This is a genomic window from Bacillus daqingensis (assembly GCF_042654445.1).
Lineage (GTDB): Bacteria > Bacillota > Bacilli > Bacillales > Salisediminibacteriaceae > Alkalicoccus > Alkalicoccus luteus.
Genome location: NZ_JBHSGK010000001.1, coordinates 81,455 through 101,229 on the forward strand (window position 1 = coordinate 81,455; position 19,775 = coordinate 101,229).

13 protein-coding genes and 1 riboswitch are annotated in these 19,775 nt (G+C 50.6%); of the genes, 7 read left to right on the top strand and 6 right to left on the bottom strand.

Annotation, left to right across the window (positions count from 1 at the left end):
• Positions 1-88 precede the first annotated feature (88 nt).
• Both ade and ACFO4L_RS00345 read left to right on the top strand, forming a co-directional pair.
• Positions 89-1,813, top strand: coding sequence for an adenine deaminase (gene ade, locus ACFO4L_RS00340; RefSeq protein WP_377907642.1), 1,725 nt, complete (start codon positions 89-91; stop codon positions 1,811-1,813).
• 14 nt (positions 1,814-1,827) lie between these two features.
• Positions 1,828-2,832, top strand: a complete 1,005-nt coding sequence (locus ACFO4L_RS00345; protein WP_377907643.1) for a ThiF family adenylyltransferase — start codon at positions 1,828-1,830, stop codon at positions 2,830-2,832.
• Here the strand turns inward: ACFO4L_RS00345 and thiE are convergent.
• Genes thiE through thiM form a run of 3 tightly spaced genes read right to left on the bottom strand, consistent with a single transcriptional unit; the run spans position 2,822 to position 5,105 of the window.
• The gene (thiE, locus tag ACFO4L_RS00350) at positions 2,822-3,475 is read right to left on the bottom strand and encodes a thiamine phosphate synthase (protein WP_377907644.1); all 654 of its coding nucleotides are present in this window, start codon (positions 3,473-3,475) and stop codon (positions 2,822-2,824) included. The two genes, ACFO4L_RS00345 and thiE, sit on opposite strands and share 11 nt — an antisense overlap.
• Positions 3,472-4,299: a bifunctional hydroxymethylpyrimidine kinase/phosphomethylpyrimidine kinase gene (thiD, locus tag ACFO4L_RS00355; RefSeq protein ID WP_377907645.1), complete on the bottom strand. Its 828-nt coding sequence runs from the start codon at positions 4,297-4,299 to the stop codon at positions 3,472-3,474. Before thiD ends, thiE begins: the two co-directional genes overlap by 4 nt.
• A complete protein-coding gene (gene thiM / locus ACFO4L_RS00360; RefSeq protein ID WP_377907646.1) occupies positions 4,296-5,105 on the bottom strand; it encodes a hydroxyethylthiazole kinase in 810 nt (269 codons plus the stop codon). The genes thiD and thiM overlap by 4 nt, the downstream gene beginning before the upstream one ends.
• Positions 5,106-5,191: 86 nt before the next feature.
• A riboswitch (TPP riboswitch) is annotated at positions 5,192-5,296 on the bottom strand.
• A gap of 108 nt (positions 5,297-5,404) precedes the next feature.
• Here thiM and ACFO4L_RS00365 point away from each other — a divergent pair.
• Positions 5,405-6,535, top strand: coding sequence for a nitric oxide synthase oxygenase (locus ACFO4L_RS00365; protein WP_377907770.1), 1,131 nt, complete (start codon positions 5,405-5,407; stop codon positions 6,533-6,535).
• Between the two features lie 176 nt (positions 6,536-6,711).
• Here ACFO4L_RS00365 and recQ read toward each other — a convergent pair whose 3' ends face one another.
• Both recQ and ACFO4L_RS00375 read right to left on the bottom strand, forming a co-directional pair.
• On the bottom strand, positions 6,712-8,829 hold the full coding sequence (recQ, locus tag ACFO4L_RS00370; RefSeq protein ID WP_377907647.1) for a DNA helicase RecQ: 2,118 nt from the start codon (positions 8,827-8,829) through the stop codon (positions 6,712-6,714).
• A gap of 76 nt (positions 8,830-8,905) precedes the next feature.
• Positions 8,906-10,231, bottom strand: a complete 1,326-nt coding sequence (locus tag ACFO4L_RS00375) for an acetamidase/formamidase family protein (RefSeq protein WP_377907648.1) — start codon at positions 10,229-10,231, stop codon at positions 8,906-8,908.
• Between the two features lie 175 nt (positions 10,232-10,406).
• Here ACFO4L_RS00375 and ACFO4L_RS00380 point away from each other — a divergent pair, with 175 nt between their 5' ends.
• From ACFO4L_RS00380 to ACFO4L_RS00390, 3 genes are all read left to right on the top strand, one after another.
• On the top strand, positions 10,407-11,024 hold the full coding sequence (locus ACFO4L_RS00380) for an alpha/beta hydrolase (protein ID WP_377907649.1): 618 nt from the start codon (positions 10,407-10,409) through the stop codon (positions 11,022-11,024).
• Entirely contained in the window at positions 11,021-11,635 is a 615-nt protein-coding gene (locus ACFO4L_RS00385; RefSeq protein ID WP_377907651.1) for a flavin reductase family protein, read from the top strand. Before ACFO4L_RS00380 ends, ACFO4L_RS00385 begins: the two co-directional genes overlap by 4 nt.
• A 289-nt stretch (positions 11,636-11,924) precedes the next feature.
• Positions 11,925-15,164 carry a DEAD/DEAH box helicase gene (locus ACFO4L_RS00390; RefSeq protein ID WP_377907652.1) on the top strand — a complete coding sequence of 1,080 codons (3,240 nt, stop codon included), beginning with the start codon at positions 11,925-11,927 and terminating at the stop codon, positions 15,162-15,164.
• Between the two features lie 554 nt (positions 15,165-15,718).
• On the opposite strand, the gene ACFO4L_RS00395 is transcribed toward ACFO4L_RS00390, so the two are convergent.
• Complete coding sequence (locus ACFO4L_RS00395) at positions 15,719-17,482, bottom strand: hypothetical protein (RefSeq protein ID WP_377907771.1); 1,764 nt, start codon at positions 17,480-17,482, stop codon at positions 15,719-15,721.
• 114 nt (positions 17,483-17,596) lie between these two features.
• Here ACFO4L_RS00395 and ACFO4L_RS00400 point away from each other — a divergent pair, with 114 nt between their 5' ends.
• Complete coding sequence (locus tag ACFO4L_RS00400) at positions 17,597-19,471, top strand: ABC-F family ATP-binding cassette domain-containing protein (protein WP_377907653.1); 1,875 nt, start codon at positions 17,597-17,599, stop codon at positions 19,469-19,471.
• Positions 19,472-19,775 lie beyond the last annotated feature (304 nt).

The following is a 19,775-nucleotide window of genomic DNA, read 5'->3' on the forward strand; positions in this document are numbered from 1 at the left end:
TCCGTGTACTGGGAGGCAAAGCAAGCCGTAGACGTCTGACATCTCCTTCAGTATAATAAGAGAACAAAGCAGTGCGAGGAGTGAGGATATGGATCAGACAACGAGAAGGAGCACCATTAAAACCGCTGCAAATGAGCAGCAGGCTGATTTGGTTTTGAAAAGAGCAAGCATCGTCAATGTGTTCTCAGGTGAAATTGAAACTGGCGATATTGCGATTCAGGACGGTATTATCGCAGGTATCGGTGAATTTACAGGAAAAGAAGAATTGGACGTGAACGGACGGTACGTCGTTCCTGGCTTAATAGATGGACATGTTCACATCGAGTCGTCCATGGTTTCTCCGGCGAGGTTTTCCGACGTCGTCGTACCGAAGGGGGTCACAACGGTCGTCACCGATCCTCATGAAATCGCAAATGTGAAAGGAGCAGAGGGGATCCGCTATATGCTGGATGATTCTGAAAACGTGCCGCTGGATGTTCGGTTCATGCTGCCGTCCTGCGTTCCGGCCACGCCATTCGAACATGCAGGTGCGGAATTAAACGCTGCAGAGCTTCGTCCATTTTATGAACACCCCCGCGTTATTGGACTCGCAGAGGTGATGAACTATCCTGCGGTCGAGCAGCGGAACGAAGATATGATGACAAAATTGGCGGACGCTGAAGAAAGAGGACTGAATATCGATGGACACGGTGCAGGATTTTCAGCGCACCAGGTGAATGTTTATGCCGCAGCAGGTATCACGACTGATCATGAATGTACAACAGCTGATGAGGCGTTGGAGCGGGTCCGCAGCGGCATGCATGTGATAATCCGTGAAGGGTCAGCTGCGAAGGACCTGCGCCAGGTGCTGCCAGCTGTTACTGCCGGAAACGCCCGCAGATTTCTATTTTGCACCGATGATAAGCATCTTGATGAGCTGATGGATGATGGCAGTATCGATGCGTCTATCCGCATTGCCGTTAACGAGGGTCTCGATCCGGTAACAGCGGTTCAGATGGCGACACTCCATGCTGCAGAATGTTTTCAGCTTCATACGAAAGGAGCGGTGGCACCTGGCCGAGATGCTGATCTGCTGATAGTCGATGATCTGAATGATTTTCGTCCGTCGCACGTCTTTTGCGGCGGGAAACTGACAGCAGAAGAGGGCAGGCTTTCAGCAGGATCATCTGAGCAGGTCCCGCCTCCTGAAGCGCTGATAACTTCTGTCAATTTAAGGCCGTTTCAGGAGGAAGAGTTAAAGGTGAAAGCAGAGAAGGAAGAAGCGCTCTGCATTGAATACCGGCCTGACAGTATCGTAACCGGAAAAGGGTTCTACCGGCTTCCGGTACAAGACGGCTATTTCCAGCAGGACCCCGAGCAGGATATGATGAAGCTGGTCGTATTGGAGCGTCATCATGAAACAGGACATATTGGAGTCGGTTTTATCAAAGGGCTGAAGTTTACGAAAGGGGCGTTCGCACTAACGACCGCGCATGATTCACACAACATTGTGGCAGCGGGCTATTCAGACGAAGAAATAGTGCTGGCGGTAAAAACGGTAGAAGACATGCAGGGAGGACTTGCCCTTGTGATTGATGGAGAGGTAGAGGCTGCAATGCAGCTCGATATCGCCGGACTCATGTCATCCGCCGATGCACAATCAGCCGCAGCAGATCTGAAGCAGGTAGAGCACTCGTTCACAAAGGCAGGCTTTCACGGCTCATTTAATCCAATCTCGGCTCTCTCCTTTATGTGTCTGCCGGTTATTCCATCTCTAAAGCTCACAGATATGGGGTATTTCGATAGTGAGCTTGGGGAGCATCGCTCGGTATAAAGGGAGGAAGCTGGATGAAGGACAGGTATTCACGGCAGGAGCTGTTTGCACCTATCGGCATGGAAGGCCAGAAACAAATCAGCCATTCATCGGTTTTGATCGCAGGAGCGGGTGCGCTCGGAAGCGCGATTGCAGAAACGATGGTCCGGGCAGGCGTCGGCTCTGTGGCGATCGTCGATCGTGATTATGTAGAGCCTTCGAACTTACAGCGCCAGCAGCTGTATACCGAGCAGGATGCGCTGGAGCAAAAGCCGAAAGCAACAGCTGCAGAAGAGCGGCTTCGCCAGATAAACAGCGGCGTGCATATAAAAGGCATCACCGGTGAAATAACGCCTGAACTGCTGGCATCCTTTAAGGGTGCGGACTTGATTCTCGACGGACTGGACAATTTTGAAACGAGACTTCTGCTGAATGACTTTTGCAGCAAATACAGCATCCCTTGGATTTATGGAGCTTGTGTTGCCTCCGGCGGACTTGCCTGTACGATCCTTCCGGGAAAGACAGCGTGTCTTTCCTGCATAGTCGGCGCCGTACCGGCTGGAGGGGATACGTGCGATACGGCAGGTATTCTCGGACCGGTCGTTCAGATGACAGCCGCTTATCAAACGGCAGAAGCGCTCAAGCTGTTAAGCGGAAACCTCGACAAGCTTAGAGACGGGATGGTTCGGTTTGATCTATGGGAACCGGCGGTACACGTTATTGGAACTTCTAAAATGAAGCAAAAAAACTGCCCCTCTTGCGGCGAAGAGGCAGTTTACCCGTTTTTGAACGGCAGCGGAACGAGGCTGTCGGTGCTATGCGGACGTGATACAGTTCAGGTTAGACCGTCCCAGACTGTTGATATCGAAGAAGTCCTTCAGAGACTGAAGCCGCTCGTCCAGCTGCAGAATGAGTATCTGCTGCAGCTCGATCTCGAAGGAACACGTACCGTGTTATTTCGGGATGGGCGGGCCCTTATGCACGGATTATCAAATACGGAAAAGGCACTCCGGCTGTATCAGCGATTTATCAGCGGTTAATGGAACGATAGATGGAGAGAAGCGCGGAGGCAGCAGCCTCCGCGTTTTCTGCTGCAGATACCGCTGAAATTACCGAAACGCCATCAGCACCGGCTCGCAATACCGGCTTCGCGTTATCGAGCGTTATACCGCCGATCGCGGTTATCGGCAAATGGATACCAGCGTTTCGCATTTCCTGAATACGCTCCGGTCCTACAGGACTCTCCGCATCTTCCTTTGACGAAGTAGCGTACATGGGACCTGTGCCGAGGTAATCGGCTACGGCGGCAGCTGCTTCTGCCTCTGCAATCGTACGGGCGGAGACACCAAGTATTTTCTGTGCTCCAATCCTGCGCCGTGCTTCAGCCGGATCCGCATCATCTTGTCCGATATGGAGTCCATCAGCATCTGAGGCCAGAGCCAGTTCGATATCATCATTTACGATAAACGGCACATGAAACCGGGCACACAGTTCTTTTAGTTCCTTTGCAAGTACCAGGCGTTCGTCCTCATCCTGCAGACTCCCAGTTCCCTTTTCACGCAGCTGGAACATCGTTACTCCGCCTCGAAGCGCTTCAAACACAAGCTCCGGAAGCGGCCGGTCTGTATTTTGCGTACCTGCTATAAAGTAAACAGCAAGCCTTTCCTTTGCGAACTGGGTCACGTCTGTTCAACCTCCATTTTGATAAATGGTTTATCCGCCGTCCGGTGAGCTGCATGGTGAACGGGCCCAGCTCCTTCACCGACAGAGTGCGCATGAAGGATCGCCTGGTGAATAAACTGCTTTGCTGCAAAAACAGCATCTTTCATGGATTTTCCTTGAGCGAGATAGGCAGCAACGGCAGCAGCATACGTGCAGCCGGTGCCGTGCGTATGTTTTGTTTCGATTTTTTCGACGCTTAAATAGTGAAATTCAGCTCCATCGAATAGAATATCGGTGATTGTGGCAGCATCGGGTTCATGACCTCCCTTTAATAACACAGCCTCTGAACCAAATTTTAACAGTTCACGGGCCATTTCTTTACGAACTTGCAGCGAACTGCCCGACATTCCGGTGATCATTTCAGCCTCCGGAATATTTGGCGTGATCAACGAGGCATGAGGAAAAAGCTTCTCTGTCATCGTGGTCCGGGCTTCTTCCTTCAACAGCTCGGCTCCGGTCGTGGACACCATAACAGGATCAACGACCAACGCAGGGAGCCTGCCTTCAGCTGCAAAGGAGGCGGTGATTTCAATTCGTTCGGAATCGAACAGCATACCGGTTTTTACGCTGTGTGCGCCGATGTCATCCAATACGGAGGTGATTTGTGCTTCGAGCGCTTCTGGAGAAGCCGGGAAGACACCCTGAACGCCTACCGTATTTTGAGCTGTCAGAGCAGTAATGGCACTTGTGCCAAAAACGCCAAGCTCCTGAAATGTTTTTAAGTCGGCTTGAATTCCTGCTCCGCCGCCGCTGTCAGAACCGGCAATTGTCAATGCTGTTTTCATAATGATGCCTCCTTCAGAATAAGTTGCTGCTCAAGCTGTTCGTCTGTCAGCTGCTGAAGCATGTCGAGCAGATGGATTTGAAAATGACCTGGACCTGCATATGGTTGTCTGGCTGCGGCTGCTTCTGCACATACGCCGTAATAGGCGCAGGCTGCGGCTGCGCCTTCAAGCGGAGAAGCCGCCCGGCTGATAAAAGCTGCCGCAATGGAGGACAGCAGACATCCTGCACCGGTGACATCCTGGAGCGAGGGAGAACCGTTATGAACGGTGATCATGCTGCTGCCGTCTGTAATGACGTCGACTTCGCCTGTCATGCAGACAGTCGTCTGCTGGGAGCGTGCAAGCTTTACCGCAGATTGCGACGCGTCATCAGGAGCAGCAGAGGCATCTACGCCTCTTACAACTGCTTCTGACCCGGCAAGACTTGCAATTTCCCCGCTGTTCCCGCGGATAAGCGCGATGTCGAGCTCCTTTAAGAGCATGGCAGCAGATTCTGTCCGAAACGAGGTAGCGCCTGCTCCGACTGGATCGAGGATGACTGGTTTTCCATGTTTATTTGCCGCTTTTCCGGCCAGAAGCATCGCCTCATTTGTGGCGCTTGAAAGCGTGCCGATGTTCAGGACTAGCGCGTCTGCTGCAGAAGCCATATCTGCGGCTTCCTCGGGAGCATATGCCATTACTGGTTTCGCGCCTGCCGCATAGAGGCCGTTGGCAGTAAAGTTAGTCACTACGACATTCGTAATGTTATGAATTAATGGGGCGTCGCTCTTAATTAGATTTCGCAGAGCGAGGACTTGATTCGTCATGCTTTCACTCCTTCACGTATATAATGTCGTGCGCAGCGGAATAGAAAAAAGCCGTTTTCGTCGGAAGCTGGATCAGTCCGGAAAACGGCTGCTTTCATCCACTTTCCTACGCTGGTATTACGCCAGATCAGGTTCAAGGGGATCAGAAAATAGTTTCTGTCTCAGCACATGGTGCACCCCCAGCGGGTCAAACGTGATTAATTTGTGAACAATCGTGCTCGTTCTTGCAGTAGCACTGATGTTCCTTATACTATCATATTAACAGCTTCGCTGGACAGTCAGGAGGAAATCATGTGGAAATGACGCTCGAGCAGGCTGCACAATCCTTCTTACATCAGTATTATACGGAGCAGGGAAAGACTGGATTGGCAGACCGTTTAAACGATGTTTATCAGGAAATTGAAGCGACTGGTACGTATGTGCAAACAGCTGAGGAGCTGGCTTTTGGAGCAAAGGCGGCCTGGCGGAATGCAAACAAGTGCATCGGCAGACTTTTTTGGGATACGCTTACCGTCTTTGATAAACGGCACGTCAATACGCCGGATGAAGTGATTAGTGCGTGCCGGAAGCATCTGCGGTATACGACAAACGGCGGTAAAATCAGGCCGGCCATGACGATATTCCCTCCTTCACAGCCTGGTAAACCGCCAGAATGGCAGCTGCTGAATCATCAGCTGATTCGCTACGCCGGGTATGAGGATGGCAGAGGAGACCCGGCTTCCGCAGCATTGACTAAGCAGGCGCAGGCCGCTGGGTGGAAAGGGAAAGGGACTGATTTCGATATCCTTCCGCTCTTGATTCAAAAGCGGGATGGCAGCATCCATCTGTATGAATGGGAAGCAGAAGAGGCATTGGAAGTCCCGCTTCGGCATCCGGAAGAGGAGGCTTTTTCAAATTTGCAGCTGAAATGGTATGCCGTACCGGCGATTGCAGATATGGAAATTGAAATTGGCGGTATCGTTTATCCATGTTCTCCTTTCAACGGGTGGTATATGGGAACAGAGATCGGTGCGCGGAATTTGGCTGATACATGGCGCTACAACTGTCTTGAAGCAGTGGCTAGTGTGTTCGGTCTGGATACAGCTAAGCCTGCATCGCTATGGAAGGACCGGGCGCTCGTTGAATTAAATCGCGCCGTGATTTATTCCTTTCATGAGGAAGGGGTCAGCCTCGTGGATCATCATACTGCAGCGGAGCAGTTCCGCATCTTTTGTGATAAGGAAAAAAAGGCTGGAAGAGCGGTTACCGGCGATTGGACATGGCTGATTCCACCGATGTCACCTGCTGCTGTTCACGTATTTCATGAAGCGTATAATGATGAAGAAAAAAGTCCGCGTTTCGCCTACCGAAAGGCATCGATCTGTCCATTTACAGGCCAGTCTTCCAAAGAGCACGACCCTTCGTCACCGCTGCCGGACCACGGTAATTGACAAGGCTTTAAAGCGGGCACTGTTAGATAAAGAAGCCGGCTGCTTTTTGCAGCCGGCTTCTTCAGAGTGTGGATAAAGTCATTTTAAGTGAATAACGTTGCACCTGCCTGAATCTGTGGACACTAGCTTTCCCTTCTTCCGTCGGAAGTGCTGGATCTTCGCCTCGTTCTGATCCTCTAGGATCGGAGTCCTGCGGATTGAAGCAGCGCGGTGACTTTTACGGTGAAATAACTGATATCTTCCGGGAGATGTTCTTTTACAGGCTTTAAGCCATCTTCCAGACCGACTCGATCGATTACTTCTTCTACAAGTGCCACTTCATCCTCCTCAACGAGTTCGGAGAGGTCTACATCCCAGTCGTTCTCCCAAGCTTCGATGAGATGCTGAAGGACGGTTGTCTCTTTCAGACCGCGAGCTGTGCTGATCGCTTCCGGGCTATGTCCTTCAATAAACATCGCTGCTGTTTCTTCATAGCTTTTTCCGTCTTTCTGCTTCGCGGACGCCGCCATTCGTGGAGCCGTGGATTCAGATGCCATATAATCGTTGACCGCTTTAAGGAATCGTTTGCCGTAGGTGTACATTTTGTTCGTGCCAACACCTCGGACGGCCAGCATCTCCTCTTCTGTCTGCGGGAGGCGGGCGCAAATCTCATGGAGCGTCTGATCCGAGAAAACCATGTATGGAGCCACCTCGTGAGCTCGGGCAAGCTCGCTTCTGAGACTGCGAAGAATTGGAAAGAGCGGATGATCAGCAGAAGCCTGCTGCGGCCGAAGTGCTTTTTTCCGGTAAACCGCGGCTTCACCGCGGAGAACAGGAAGAACTTTTTCGGACAGCTTTGGGACCGGATAGCCTCCGCCGGAAAGCTCAAGGTAACGGCTGGCTGCAAGAAAATCGATAAGCTGCGCGACCTCCTTTTGGGAATACTGCTTCATAAGTCCAAAGGTGGACAGCTGGTCAAAACGCCACTCTTTGATCTTTTGATTTCTAGAACCTGTCAGAACCTGGGCTATGACCGTTTTACCGAATCGTTCGCCCATTCGTCTCATACAGGAGAACACCATCTGTGCTTCCTTGGTTATGTCTTCTCTGGATCGCTCGTCGACACACTCTGAACATCTTCCGCAAGGCTCTGTGCCGTAATCATCGAAATAGTCCAGAATATACTGCTGCAGACAGCTTTCTGCATGACAGTAGTGCAGCATTTTCTGCAGTTTCTGGAATTCCATTTCCTTTCGTTCGTCGCTCATTTGCGACTGGTCAATCAGGAACTGTTGAATCTGGGCGTCCTGGGGGGAGAAGAGCAGCAGACATTCACTGGCGGCACCGTCACGGCCTGCGCGCCCGGCTTCCTGATAATAGCTTTCAATATTGCGTGGCAGCTGCCGGTGAATCACGTACCGGACGTTTGACTTGTTAATTCCCATTCCAAACGCATTTGTCGCGACCATTACTTTCACCACATCGTAAACGAAAAGCTCTTGAGCCTGGCGCCGTTCTTCGTTATCCATCCCCCCATGGTATTTTCCAGCTTCGATACCGTTTTTTTGGAGGAGATCGGTGAGCCGTTCCACTTCTTTACGGGTCGCACAGTAAATGATTCCTGAAGCTTCTGCATCTTTTTTTACGTAGTCCAGCAGATACTGGTCACGGTCCGTCCCCTTTAACACGTGAAAGGAGAGGTTATCCCGTGCAAATCCAGTACGGATTACGCTGTCTGATTCAATATGCAGGGCAGAGCAAATATCAGCAGCTACTTCTTTTGTCGCGGTGGCCGTTAAGGCCAGGACGACTGGCCGACCAGGCAGTCTGGCTATCAGCTCTGGAATACGCATGTAGCTCGGTCTGAAATCGTGCCCCCACTGCGAGAGGCAGTGGGCTTCGTCGACTGCGATCATGGAGATAGGCAGCTGTTGAAGCATTTTCATAAACGAAGGAGATTCCAATCGCTCCGGTGCAATATAAACGAGCTTTTGCAGCCCCAGGCGAATCTCGTCCAGCCGTTTCCCGGTTTCTTCAAACGAGAGAGAGCTGTTAATGTAGGTGGCATTGATTCCTGCTTCTCTTAATTCATCCACTTGGTCCTTCATCAATGAAATTAAAGGAGAAATCACGAGGGTGACGCCAGAAAAAAGCAGGGACGGAATCTGATAGCAGACAGATTTACCGCCTCCGGTCGGCATCATGCCCATCGTATGTCTGCCGTCAAACAGCCGGGTCAGGACAGCTTCCTGACCCGGCCGGAAGGAATCATGGCCGTAATAGGTTTTTAACGTTTCCTGAGCCTGTTTCAGCATAAGGGGACACCCAACCTTTTTCATAATCTGTATGAAAGTGTACCGCATTTAACAGGCGCAGGCAATGAAGCGAAAGTCAGCTGTTTCCGGCGGGAGGGCCGTACTGTTCGATTGCCGTATAATCGAGCTTTACTTTTTCAAGCAGCGGAATAGGGACGAGAAACGTAATGGTCACAACACCCGGATGCCGGCCTATTTCAATGGATCCGGTAACAGTAGTCCGGTTCATGACTTCAGGAACCGTTATACCGAGCAAAGAAGCAGCACGTTCCATGCCGTTGGCGGTAGCCTGATTTAAATCAGGACCTGTGCCGACAAATGAAAGGGGCAGGGAGGATTCGAGTTTGTCCGTCATTTTCCAGCAGGAGGCAAGGCGGATCACTTCTTCGCGTTCAGCTTCTGTAAATGGCCTGGCGAGGTAAGGAAGGTCTTCATAAACCGGCAAAAGAATTGGACCTTCCAGCTTCAGCCCTTTTATAACACGCACTTGAAGCGTAACGATTCCTGAGACGTCCGTCGTATGACCGGCGATTTCTCCATCTCCCTGCATAGCGTGCATATCGCCAAGATAAACACCGCCGCCCGGCACCTTGACAGGAGCGAGCACGACAGCGCCTTCCCGGGCGCGGCTGATATCCATATGCCCGTCTGTGCGATGGTCCAGCTCCTCTTCGGTAAGCGCAAACTCATGAGGAGCACCTACGAGAAAGGAGCCAAAATCACCGGCATTGTGAGAGTCAGGAAATGGGATCGAAGGGGTGGTGCCAAGCTGGCCGAGAAATGGGCGGACGCGAGCAGCAAGACCTTGAATGTCATGAGGGCCGAAGGCCACAATCGGATTTTGGATCGAGTTTTCCGGCGTTGCCATAAAATGCTTGCCATTTTCAGCAACTTCCTGAGCTCCTTCCTGATCAAGCGTGAGTCCGATTGATTTTTTGTCATCAAATGTCATCGTATATGCATTAGTAAACTGGAAAGGAGTGACGTCTGCTCCGCATGCTTTGCAGCGAACTGCTGTCTGACCGGTACCTTTCAGTTCTGTTTCCGGGTGCATCAGCCCGCAGTCCGGACATTGAACTGCGACAAAAGGGTCCCCCAGAAAACGTCCCTCTACAGGTTTGTCATTTCCGGAAGCTGTCGCAATCGATGTGACGCGAATAGACTTAATGGAGATCACAATCGTATCGCCTGGTTCTGCTCCTTCCACATAAACCGGTTTTGTTACTTCATGACCGCCCTTCAGGCTGGGAGTGATCATCGGACCCCAGCAGCCGGGAGACGTATTGGCAATAATATGCCCGCCGTCCTTTACAGGACCGATCATTTCCCGGGAAGGATCAAGGATGCCATCGACAAATTCGTTTACCAGTACAGATTCCACAGCTTTCTTCAACTTGATCATCCTCTCATGCAAGATCTGCTGCCAGGCAGCTGATCTTATTTTATCTGAATAATGGCACAATTTATACTATCCTGCTTTCATTGAGTTAAAACGGTTAACAGGTTGCATTATGGGGAATGAAAACAGTATACTTTTTATATTGCTTACTTTTTTAAAGTGGAAGGTGTGAAAACAAATGAAGCACGTATTTAAAGAATCAAAATCCGGAAGCAAGAAAACCCTCCTCCTGCTGCACGGCACGGGAGGGAATGAGGAAGATTTGCTGCCGCTTGCTGATATGATAGATCCCAATGCGGCTGTACTGGGAGTTCGCGGAAATGTAGATGAGAACGGGATGAACCGGTTTTTTAGAAGACTTCGCGAAGGGGTTTTTGATGAAGAAGATTTAAAGTTCCGTACAAAAGAGCTGCACGATTTTATTGATGAAGCGGCCGCTGAATATGGATTTGAGCGGGAGCACGTGACAGCAGTTGGGTATTCGAATGGAGCAAATATAGCCGCCAGTCTGCTGTATCACTATGAGCGGCCGTTTCAATCTGCTTTTCTATTTCACCCGATGGTTCCGATACGAGATCTTAATCTCCCGGATATGAGCGGACTGCCGGTGTTCATCGGTGCAGGTTCAAACGATCCAATCTGTCCGCCGGAGGAAACAGAAGAACTCTACGGCCACTTGAAGGATAAAGGAGCAGCAATCAAATTGTACTGGGCACAGATGGGGCATCAGCTGACTCGGGATGAAGTCGAGCAGGCTGCTTCGTTTTATAAAGAACATGCGGATAGCAGCTCATGAAAGGGCTGAATCCGGAGGAGCTTGGAAAAAAAGAAAATTACCGGCTGCTTACGTCCCTTGTGACTCCCCGTCCAATAGCACTCGTGACTTCATTGTCGGAAGCAGGTGTTCTGAATGCAGCGCCGTTCAGCTATTTCAACATCGTATCCGCCGATCCGCCGCTGATTTCGATCGCAATCGGCCGCAAAGAAGGCCAGCAAAAGGATACATGCCGCAATATTCTCAAGTTAAACGAATTCGTTGTTCACGTTGTCACGGAAAAAAACGTAGAACAGGCGAACGAGGCGTCTGCGTCGCTGAAGCCGGACGAGAGTGAAGTCGTTCGGGCTGGAATGACACCGGATCCCAGCCATGTTGTCGCTGTACCGTCGTTAAAGGAATCCCCGATAAGGCTGGAATGCCGTCTCGAACGTCACCTTATCATTGAAGGGGAAGAATCGGCAACAGACCTTATTCTCGGCCGCATCGTGCACTATGAAATCGAAGACAAGCTGCTGGATAATGGACGCGTCCGCTCGGATATGTGGAAGCCTGTTTCACGCCTTGGCGGCAAGCAGTATGCCGGTCTCGGCACGATATTTGAACTGGAGCGGCCGGATTCCCGAAAGTAACTGGACTGCTTGGAGCTAGAAGGCACCCGCATCGAAGAACCCTCTCTGGAGGGTTCTTCTTTTGTCGTGGCGGTAAATAACAAAACGTCTTTTGCAGCAGGACGGTGCACGTCGACTGATTCGGGGTATTGCTGATCAAAGCTGAAAAGCGTACTCCTCTGCAGGCAGAGCGCTTTACCTGCTCACATATTTTCCGGCTCTGCGTTTTTTTGATATGATGAAGGGTAGTGTTTAGCTCGGTCCGTATCGGCTGAGTACAGGGCGCTCTGTACAAGGAGGAGGAACGGAATTGCGTTTAACGGAATTAACAGCGGACGCGCTGCAGCATGAGGTGCAGGCGCCTGAGCAACTAAAAATCGCGCAAGTCTATCATCAGGAAGAAAGCGTAAAAGAAATGCTCTGGGACCAGGAGAAAAAACGGTTCAGGATTTATGTAGAGCGCTACAGGCAGCGGTTTGCCGTCGATATATACCCGGATTCGATGATGGAAATCAAGCAGACAGCATGCAGCTGTGACAGATCCGGTGTTTGTGTGCACATATTGGCTGCCCTGCTGTATATGGGCGAAAACCGAATTCACGCATGGCTTGCAGAACGGGATCCGTCTTTTACAGCTCCTGAGCCGCAGGCCGTCAGCAGCTGGCAGGATCGGGAAACTGCCGCGCTGCTAGCAGAATTTGAATCCCTGTTCGTTCCACCAGCTGCGTCTGTAGATCGGTTTGAGAGAACGAAGCTGCAGATCCAATTTGAGTTGAAGCTGTATCCATCGTTCTATGAGGAAGCGCCTGGGAGCATCGAGCTGGAGCTCAAGGCCGGAACTGAACGATTGTATATCGTACGCAGCCTGCCCGACTTTCTCCATGCTGTTCAGGCTGGAGAAGCTTATCGGTTCACAGAGAAATTTTCGTTTTATCCGGAAGAACACGCAGTAGATGAAGATGATCTTGCCCTTCTTCGAGAAGCATCAGTTCTTGTGAATGTGCAGCAAATGTATGAGGACCGGTATGCTGTCAGAAAAGAAGGAGACATGAGGAGCTTTGATATTCCTGCTCCGTTTGCCGCTTCTTTTTTACGTTTATTAAAGGGCCGAAACGTCGTTGTTTTAGCGGCAGAAGGACAGAAACAGCCTTTTCGGCTGGAGGACATGGAGAAGCCGTTCCGATTTGAAGCGGAGGAAGTGCAGGAGGGTGCCTATACACTTCATTGGAAAAATGGTCACCAGCTGCAGTATTTTGGGAGCAGCTATCCTGTCTGCTATTACAAAAACCGATTTTTGTGGATTCCGGAGGAGCAGCGAAGCGTGATCGAAAAACTGTATTTTCAGCTGTCGCTTGCAGATCAGCCGATCATTACGTTCAGCAGTACCTATCTTGAACCGCTTGCGTCTGTCCTGCTGCCTCAGCTCAAGGCGGTGGGAACTGTACAGACAGCGGAGGCTTTGGATCATAAAATTGATATGATTCCGTTAAAAGCCCGGCTGCTGCTTGATTACGCAGCCAGCAGGCTGACAGCGCAAGTGATCTTTCAATACGGCCATGAGGAGATCAATCCATTTCGTGAGAACGAAAGCCGCGGAGAGCGTATTATCGTCAGAGACATGAAAAAGGAATACCAGCTTATGGCTCTCATTGAGGAAGCGCCGCTGAAGTATAACGGGACCGAGCTGTTTATCGACCATTTTCCTGATCTGCTGTATTTTTTAAGCAGCTGGCTTCCCGTTCTCTCCGAGGAATTTGAAGTGTATCTCCCTGCATCGCTCCGTGATCTAATTTATTTGCCGGAAGAAGCGCCGGAAGTAACTGCTGAAGTCGATGAGGGGACCGGCGAGCTCAGTGTGCATATCTCCACTGAAGCTGTACCGCAGGATGAGCTTGATGCCATTGTCGAAGCAGTGATGGAAGGGCGCCGCTATTATGAACGCCAGGACGGCACGTATATCCCGCTGCATGACGTCAGCTTTGATGCGGTGCGCGAGCTGATGGAGCGCTATCGGACGGCGGTCGGAGGAAAGCCCTCTGCGTCAATGACAATGCCGCTTAAAGAGGCCTTTCATTTAGAGGAAGCGCGTATTCTGTCTGCCCGTACAGACTCGTTTCAAAAGCTGATCCAGCGGCTGCTGGATCCGTCGGATATCGATTTTGAGGAGCCGGAGCAGCTTCTGGCGGATATGCGGGACTATCAAAAAACTGGTTATCAGTGGATGACATCGCTGGATTACTACGGGTTTGGAGGCGTTCTCGCCGATGATATGGGGCTCGGAAAAACACTGCAGACGATCGCCTTTTTAGCTGGAAGAAAAGAACGGGGACCGTTGAAGCAAGCGTTGATTCTTTGCCCGTCGAGTGTCACGTATAATTGGAAGAAAGAGCTTGAACGCTTTGCACCGCATTTGACGGCAGGTATTATAGGCGGTGCAAAATCCGAGCGTGAAGCGCAGTTCACACAATATGCTGATCGGGATGTGCTGATCAGTTCGTATCCAGTGATTCGGCGCGACCATTCGATGTTTTGCGAACGTCATTTTGATGTCTTGATTTTAGATGAGGCTCAAAACGTCAAAAATGCGGGCACAAAAACTGCAAAAGCAGTGCGCGATCTGCACTGCAAGACGGCCTTTGCGCTGAGCGGGACACCGATCGAAAACGCATTGGAAGAGCTATACTCCATTTTCCAAATTGTGCTCCCGGGCTTGTTTCCTGGAAAAGAGGCGTTTCAATCACTGGAAGAGTCAGCGGTTGCCGCAAGAATCCGTCCGTTTATTTTAAGAAGGAGAAAAAGAGATGTGCTGCGGGAGCTGCCTGAAAAGCTGGAAAGTGTGGAATATACAGAACTCACACAGGCGCAGCGAACATTGTACTCGACGCAGCTGCAGCTTTTAAGAAAAGAAGCTTCTGAAGCGAGACTGACGGACAGCTGGAAGGAAAAAAGCATGCAAATCCTTGCCGGCCTGACAAGATTAAGACAGATCTGTTCGCATCCGGGTATGTTTATGGAGGATTACGAAGGAGGCTCGGAGAAGCTGGAGCGTCTGATGGAATATACGGAGGAGGCACTTGTAAACGGCAGAAGGATCGTGATTTTCAGTCAGTTTACGACGATGCTCGCTTTGATGAAGGAGCGCTTTGACAAAAGAGGTGCCGATTATTTTTATTTGGACGGAAAGACGCCTGGCGAAGAGCGCGTTCAGATGGCAGAGCGGTTTAACAGCGGAGAACATGACCTGTTTCTCGTCTCGTTAAAAGCAGGTGGAACCGGCTTGAATCTCACTGGCGGCGACACGGTTATTCTATTTGACTCGTGGTGGAATCCGGCTGTAGAAGACCAGGCAGCAGACCGCGTGTACCGATTTGGCCAAAAAAAGGTCGTGCAAGTAACGAAGATGATCGCTGCAGGCACGATCGAAGAAAAAATTCACGAAATGCAGGCACGGAAGAGAGACTTGCTGGACCGTGTCGTCCAACCGGGTGAGACCATGCTGAAAACGCTCGGCCGAGAAGAAATAGAAGAGCTGCTCGAGCTGGACAGCTGATTCGTTACAGAAGGTCGGTTGAATCAGACAGAAGAAGCCGAGGGTCCTGATGGGCCGCCGGCTTCCAAGCTTTTGAAGAAGTCTTTCAACTTACATGTTTATTCGTTTTGTTGTCTTTCCCCTCTGCTTACTTATTATACTGAATTGCAGGAAGTAAGGGCACCCTGATTCAACATCGAAACGTCAAATCGGGAAGGTTCTATCTGTACAGAAGCCGATCGTGCAGTCTCAGGCACGTGAAACGCATTGCCAGCTGCCGACATTGAAGGGCCTCCACTCCTGGAGGATCAGAACGAGGCGAAGATCCAGCGCTTTCGACAGCAGGAGGGAAAGCCGAGCCGTTCCCTCCAGAAAGCGAGGGTCCGCAGATACAGGCAGGTGTAAGGTTATTCACTTAAAAATACGTTATCGACACTCTGGAAGCCGACGGTCCTGATGGGCCGCCGGCTTCAGCTTGCTGATTAGATAAAGGGGGTAGAATGCGTATTTGCCCGCTTGCAGTCCGCCACCGCTCAGCGACAGAGCGTCAGTGAATTCGATATGCTCCACCCAGATTACTGATCGTTATCCGGATCTTCTTCATCTAATTCAATATCCTCGAGAAAATCTGCTTCTTCATCTTCAACAGGGATCAGATCAAAGTCCATCTCTTCAATTGGTTGTACTGCTTCTCCGCTGTCCATGTACCGAATGGTAATGTCATCGCCTGGTTCAAGGAAAACGGCAGTCGGATGCGAAGAGGCGTTTAATGTAAAGATCCGATCTTCCCCTTCAAACCATATACGCACAGTCACATTTTCTTCTCGGTCCCAGTGATAGACTCTGCCTATTGTTTTTTCTTCTTCCACCATATCGGTCAATTCACCAGGGACAACATCGTCATCCACAGTAGTCGACAGCTCCAGTTGATAAGCATTGAAGGCTTCACGTTTCGTGCTGCCGTAGCCATACACATTTTCATCTCCTGCGTGCACGAGCATTACTTCACGAAGCACGGCGTTCCGATCCATGAGCGGCACAACCCACGTGTACTGACCATAGATTGGATATAGCGAAGGAGTCCCGGCTACGTAATCATCGCGACGGAACGTCCGCTCGGCGAGGTCCATAGCCGTACGTCCGTTCAGCATGCCGCTTGCATCACGGAAGTAGCGGAGGTCACCGGTTCGTGCGTCGAACATGGTGAAGCCTACCATGGACCTCGAGCCTTCCTCGCCTTCGTCTGTCAGCCGCATGTGGTCCGTAAACCAGTTGAGCTGCAGGTCATCATCCACGATTCCCGTTACGGTATCATCAGCGGACCAGGTAGTTGGCTGCGTCAGTCCTTCCCGGCCAAAATAGCGGTTGATCAGGCCGCGGCTGTACATACCAAACCACTCATTGCGTTCTTCTGCTATATGCGGAGGATAAACGCGGTTTACCCACTCCGGTGCGTCTTCGGCTTCATAGTTCTCCATCGATCCATCTGCGGGGTCAACGGTGATAATCCCATCTACGTCAGCGACCCTTCGAAACTGTGTGTAGTGGCCATAGCTGACAATATAATAAGGGTTTCCATCAGTGTCGACTTCAAATGTTGTATCAAGCATGACGACATCTGGATAGGCCATTCTTACGTGGCGTTCCAGATTCTCATGAAAGAATGCTGATGGCACATACTGCATATCTGTTTCGATCAGCTGCGGGTCTTCCCGCGGATTTTCTGCACTCACCATAATGAACCCCGGAACGTTGTCCGCACGAACCCAGCGGAAGAAATCATCATATTCAATCGGCGTAATCCAGTACAGTGCATCGTCCACTCGCTGAATGCGAGTAGAACCGAGCGTGAAGAAGGCAGGATTTTCAAGCTGACCCATCATAATGTCAGCCCGGTACTCCGCGTAGCTTCTCGGAACAACTGGAATACTTTCTTCATTTACAGGCGGCAGGTCGTCACTTGTTACTTCTTCGCCGCCGGCTATATCGTATTTCGCATCGGCAAGAAACAGCGGTTGGAAAATAAAAAATGCCATACTTGCAACTAGGAGCAGAATGCCAATTCCAGCCCCCGCAGATGCTTCTTTTTTACGGAACGTGCGGACCGTCATATAGACAACGACGTTATCGATAATCAGCCAGACGGCTACGACCGGAACGTATGCTGCAATCAAAAGTGTTACACTTTGATCGGCAAGACCAGCGTAAAATAGAAAAGCACCATAAAAAAGCCCGAGTATGTAGCGAGGTGCCAGGAGGCGGCGGAAATCAGTCCGCTGCCACCACGTACGCTGCAGCGGTAAAAACGTTAAAGCCGCTGCAGCGGTTATAAGTATCATTTGAAGCAAAAGAATGTCCCCCTTCTTGAATGGACAAGCTTCATGCATCTGTCATCCACTGCTTAGTCTGGTACAATAGGAAGCGGAATGAATGAAGAGTGAGGATGATAGATCATGAGCTTGCTGCGAGTCGAAAATCTGGTGAAAACCTATGGAGATAAAATACTCTTTAATCGTATATCATTTACGGTAGAGAAAAAAGAACGAATTGGCGTGGTTGGTGTTAATGGAACTGGCAAATCGTCGCTTTTGAAAGCAATTGCGGGCAGAGACGCTGCAGAAAAAGGTGATCTGATCCATGCGAAGGAATTCCGTGTAGAATATGTCCCGCAAGATCCGGAGCTTGATACAGAGAAATCTGTGCTGGAAACCGTTTTTGACGGGACAGCTCCAATCATGGAAGCGATGCGGAAATATGAAAAAGCTTTGCTGCGCATGGAGCAGCATAACGATGAAGCGGCCGGAAAAGCGTTTGAATCTGCTCAGGCTGCAATGGATAAACAAGGAGCATGGGAAGCAAGCGCACAGGCAAAGACAATTTTGACAAAGCTCGGCATTTACGAATTTGAAACACCCGTTTCGAAGCTGTCAGGCGGTCAAAAACGCCGTGTTTCGCTTGCCCGTGCACTGATCCAGCCCGCGGACCTGCTGCTGTTGGATGAGCCGACGAACCATCTGGATAATGATGCGGTTGAATGGCTTGAAGAGTTTTTAAAGCAGTACAGCGGGGCACTCATGCTGATCACGCACGACCGCTATTTTTTAAATCGTGTCACTAGCAGAATGTTTGAGCTTTCTGGCGGCAATTTGTATGAATATATCGGTAACTATGAGCGCTTTTTGGAGTTGCGGGCAGAGCGCCAGCGCGTTGAAGCCGACCAGGAATCCAAGCGCCAGAACATTCTTCGCCGGGAGCTCGCCTGGCTCCGCAGAGGAGCAAAAGCACGCACGACGAAACAAAAAGCGCGTATTCAACGGGCGGAGGATCTGCAGGAACAGGAAGGGCCGGCCGCTGAGCAGGAGCTTGATTTTGCGATTGGTTCAACGAGACTCGGCAAATCCGTGATTGAGCTGGAGGACTGCACGACTGAGCGAGGCGGGAACGTGCTGACGAAAGATTTTTCCTTTCTTATTACAAGAGGAATGCGGCTTGGCATCATTGGACCGAATGGAACCGGGAAAACGACTCTGCTTGATACAATCGCCGGTAAAAGATCGCCTGACAAAGGGACCGTTTCCCACGGCGAAACCGTTAAGATCGGATATTATACGCAGGAGCAGGAAGATATGAACCCAAATCTGCGGATGATTGATTACATTAAAGAAACAGCAGAGGCTGTCCGAACCGTCGACGGAACGCTCATTACGGCAGAGCAGATGCTGGAGCGGTTTCTGTTTTCCCGTGCTCAGCAATGGACTTATATCAGCAGGCTCTCAGGAGGAGAGAAAAAGCGGCTGTATCTGCTTCGGGTGCTGATGAGTGAACCGAATGTACTCATTTTAGATGAGCCCACGAACGATCTGGATACAGAAACGCTGTCGGTTCTGGAAGATTACTTGGATCAGTTTCCTGGAGTAGTGATTACGGTCTCCCACGACCGCTATTTTTTAGACAGAGCGATCAGTCAGCTGCTTATCGTCAAGCGCGGAGAAACTCCCGATACGTTTTACGGAAGCTATTCTGAATGGCTGGAAGCAAGAAAGACCAACGAAAAGCCTGTGAAAATGGAAACCAAACCAGCGCCCGCCCCAAAGAAGAAAAAGAAGCTGTCCTATAAAGATCAGCAGGAATGGAATACGATTGAGGATGAGATCAGCAGCCTGGAAGAAAAGCTGGAACAGCTTGACGCACAAATTGAAGAAGCAGGGGCTGATTTTGACAAGGTCAGGGAGAAATATGAGGAAAAAGAGAAGACCGAACGGGAGCTGGAGGCTAAGATGCTTCGCTGGGAGGAACTGTCGGAACAGGTTGAAGAAATCAATCATTAACAGCAGCTGGGCTCCTGCCGTTCAAAACCGTCCGGCTGTGAGGCTTCGGGCTGCGCTGCTCATCTTTGGAGAAGGCTGCAAAGCCCCGCAGCCGTATGACAAAGATCCTGCAGAATCGATTCGCTGAAACCATTCCCGGCGGTACAGGAAGATGCATGGTTGTTCCCCACGAAGCGTTATCGAAACTTTGAGAAGCCGGTCGGTCAGGCGACCGGCTTTTTCTTTTGACATCTATTACAAGTCTCTGCTTGGATGCTGGTTTGCTCTAAACCGACTAGACGTGTACGGTTAGTTCCATTTTTTT

Bases quoted from the DNA above. Each gene is read 5' to 3' on its own strand.
- ACFO4L_RS00400 (WP_377907653.1), top strand. From the start codon at position 17,597: ATGAGCTTGCTGCGAGTCGAAAATCTGGTGAAAACCTATGGAGATAAA.
- ACFO4L_RS00345 (WP_377907643.1), top strand. From the start codon at position 1,828: ATGAAGGACAGGTATTCACGGCAGGAGCTGTTTGCACCTATCGGCATG.
- ade (WP_377907642.1), top strand. From the start codon at position 89: ATGGATCAGACAACGAGAAGGAGCACCATTAAAACCGCTGCAAATGAG.
- ACFO4L_RS00380 (WP_377907649.1), top strand. From the start codon at position 10,407: ATGAAGCACGTATTTAAAGAATCAAAATCCGGAAGCAAGAAAACCCTC.
- ACFO4L_RS00375 (WP_377907648.1), bottom strand. From the start codon at position 10,231: ATGATCAAGTTGAAGAAAGCTGTGGAATCTGTACTGGTAAACGAATTT.
- thiM (WP_377907646.1), bottom strand. From the start codon at position 5,105: ATGACGAATCAAGTCCTCGCTCTGCGAAATCTAATTAAGAGCGACGCC.
- ACFO4L_RS00385 (WP_377907651.1), top strand. From the start codon at position 11,021: ATGAAAGGGCTGAATCCGGAGGAGCTTGGAAAAAAAGAAAATTACCGG.
- recQ (WP_377907647.1), bottom strand. From the start codon at position 8,829: ATGCTGAAACAGGCTCAGGAAACGTTAAAAACCTATTACGGCCATGAT.
- ACFO4L_RS00365 (WP_377907770.1), top strand. From the start codon at position 5,405: ATGACGCTCGAGCAGGCTGCACAATCCTTCTTACATCAGTATTATACG.
- ACFO4L_RS00395 (WP_377907771.1), bottom strand. From the start codon at position 17,482: ATGATACTTATAACCGCTGCAGCGGCTTTAACGTTTTTACCGCTGCAG.
- thiD (WP_377907645.1), bottom strand. From the start codon at position 4,299: ATGAAAACAGCATTGACAATTGCCGGTTCTGACAGCGGCGGCGGAGCA.